4 protein-coding genes are annotated in these 2,355 nt (G+C 37.4%); 2 read left to right on the plus strand and 2 right to left on the minus strand.

Annotated elements, in window-relative coordinates:
- On the minus strand, positions 1-764 hold a 764-nt coding region (locus HMPREF2574_RS07510; protein WP_070812387.1), incomplete at its 3' end, for a DUF3102 domain-containing protein.
- 105 nt (positions 765-869) lie between these two features.
- Here HMPREF2574_RS07510 and HMPREF2574_RS07515 point away from each other — a divergent pair.
- A complete protein-coding gene (locus HMPREF2574_RS07515; RefSeq protein ID WP_070812388.1) occupies positions 870-1,361 on the plus strand; it encodes a hypothetical protein in 492 nt (163 codons plus the stop codon).
- A gap of 108 nt (positions 1,362-1,469) precedes the next feature.
- Here HMPREF2574_RS07515 and HMPREF2574_RS07520 read toward each other — a convergent pair whose 3' ends face one another.
- A complete protein-coding gene (locus HMPREF2574_RS07520) occupies positions 1,470-1,739 on the minus strand; it encodes a hypothetical protein (RefSeq protein ID WP_070812389.1) in 270 nt (89 codons plus the stop codon).
- A gap of 60 nt (positions 1,740-1,799) precedes the next feature.
- Between HMPREF2574_RS07520 and HMPREF2574_RS07525 the strand changes: the two genes are divergently transcribed.
- Positions 1,800-2,330, plus strand: a complete 531-nt coding sequence (locus HMPREF2574_RS07525; protein ID WP_070812390.1) for a hypothetical protein — start codon at positions 1,800-1,802, stop codon at positions 2,328-2,330.
- Positions 2,331-2,355 lie beyond the last annotated feature (25 nt).

A 2,355-nucleotide genomic window follows, 5' to 3' on the forward strand; every position in this document is an offset into this window, starting at 1 on the left:
AGCGGCGCCATTCTCTCATCAAAGAATGTTTCAAATTCTGTCGCTAGGTTGCTTAATTCAAGCACATTAGCAACGCTAGCTTCTAATTTCTGCTTGTCAGCTCTTAGATGTTCAAGCGAATCTTTCAAAGCTATCGCTTCTGATGTCTCTTTTTCTAGCAACTGATAAGACACTTCTTTGAGTTTTAGGCTTCGCTTGACAGAGTCCAGTTCATCTACGAGGTTCTTATTCTTTTCCAAAAGCGTATTATTGAGTTGTTTAGTTGCCGTGTAGTCATCGGGCACGACTTCTTTTACAACCTCTTTAGTGACTGTTTTCTTTTCAAGCCCTTTCAAAGCCTGTTCTGCTAAGCGCTCGTTCTTTTCTCGCAAATCTTCGTTATCTGCTCTAGCGAGATTGAGTTGCCTACGAACCTCTTGTAGTTCCCGAACTGTTGGATTATCGCCGCTTTCGATACGGTCAAGCTGTGTTTGCTTTTCATCATCTGGAAGAGTGGCTATGAGGTAAAGGTTGTTTACCCCCAAATGCGACAACGTTGTCGTTTTTGGAACATCGGACGCTATTTTCATAAGCCTTTGAGCTTCTCTAATGTGGAATCCTTGTTTTTCAACCCATTCGGTGAATTGACCGTGTGTTAAATCTTTTTCTTTTACATGATTAAATCTTCTTCCAATTTCCCAAATAGAATTATTGGCCGTCTCGGTTAACGTCTGTATCTGGACTTCAATCTGCGCTAAATTATTTGATAATGCTATTTCTTGCATTGCGTTCCTCTCTTTCTTTTGGTATAATCAAGTTGTATATTTTGGTGTGCGCGTGATTTCCCACGCGCTTTTTTGATATAATAAAGCAAAAACGAGGTATATACTTTGAAAAAATCAAAATTTCATTATGCCGAGGATATTGTTTTGTTTGGCATTTTCGGACCAGGTTTTGCCGTGTTATTTTTCCGAGAAGCTATCAAATACAAGATAATCCCTCTAAACGATACTGTTCTAATCAAACTCATAAAATCATTTTCTGCTTCTCAATTAAGCAGTGGCTTAATTCTCTTTTTTATTTGCCTGCTCTTCTTCGGCTCGATACGCTATTGTATACAACTTGGAATATACAGAACTCTAATACCAGAGAAAACAGCCAAGCTATTTATAGAGCTTTTAAACGCTGTAGGAATATCAACCTACTTGGTTTTGTTGGCAACCCTCGTCTTGTCCGAACTTCAACTTTCACTCTTCACCGCTTGGGTCGCTTTTACTGCATTGGTTGTTTCGTTCTTCAAACTTTATGTCAATCCCGATAGCGACAAAATGCAAGATAATAGCAACAATCAACAAAGCGGTAAGAAAACCCCAAAAGAATAGTTCCATATTGTCTCCTTTCTGTTTGTGGTATAATCAAGTAGTATTTTTTGGTAAGTCGCTGTTTCCGCAGTGGCTTTTTTGCGTTCCTAACCTGGTAGATATTCCTGATTAAGAAATATGTCCCTCGCTCTCAATCTCCTTGACAACTGCTCCAATACTAGGAGACTGGATTAGTAACTTATAAAATTCAGCTGTCACTTCAGCCAATCTAATCGCTTCATCATCAATTGGACTGTTATAGTCCTCTAGGTGGTGAAGTTTTTTGGTTAGCTGGTCAGACAGATGCTCAGTTTGGCAATGCAGTGACTTTTGCAAAGTCGTTATTTCACTAAGAATCTCCTTTTCTTGATAAGGAAACATTGTTACTATTTTGCTCATAGTGTCCTTTCTAGTTTGGTGAAATTTGATATAATTAAAATAAAAACGTGAGGTACTGTCATGACACCGCAAATTGAAACCACTCCATTCTGGCAAACACTTGATTTCTGGAATTTTCTCATTGCCCTAATTGCTTTATTGGTCGCCTTATACAGTGTTTGGTATACAAAACAGCGTGATAAATTATCTTTGGAAATTACAGACGCAACTTTTGAAGAATTAGAATGCAATCCATTTTTTGTTTGTTTTAGTGTTTTTAATAATTCCTCATCAGCTGTCAAAATAACCGATATTAGACTATGTAATCAAGACGGTACACCAGCTTCTCTGATACTTGGACACGAATATCAACCCTCGCAAATATCTGAATCGGCTGATTTATTATTTCCTCCAGTCTATATTCCAGAACCATACTATTTTGAAGCTCCGTTTATCAACGAAGTCTTCATTCCTGCAAATGATTCTATGGTGTTCAAGTACTACATCAATCCATTCACACCTAACATGATTATTAATATAACTTCAGACAAACCAATCCATAGATGGTCAAAAACTAAAACATTTTCAGTCCATTTTGTTAAGACGGATTAGAATTATAATATTTATAATCATGTGT

It is taken from the genome of Streptococcus sp. HMSC034E12, from assembly GCF_001835915.1.
GTDB lineage: Bacteria > Bacillota > Bacilli > Lactobacillales > Streptococcaceae > Streptococcus > Streptococcus vaginalis.

Coding starts and splice junctions, on each gene's coding strand:
- HMPREF2574_RS07525 (WP_070812390.1), top strand. CDS start 1,800: ATGACACCGCAAATTGAAACCACTCCATTCTGGCAAACACTTGATTTC.
- HMPREF2574_RS07520 (WP_070812389.1), bottom strand. CDS start 1,739: ATGAGCAAAATAGTAACAATGTTTCCTTATCAAGAAAAGGAGATTCTT.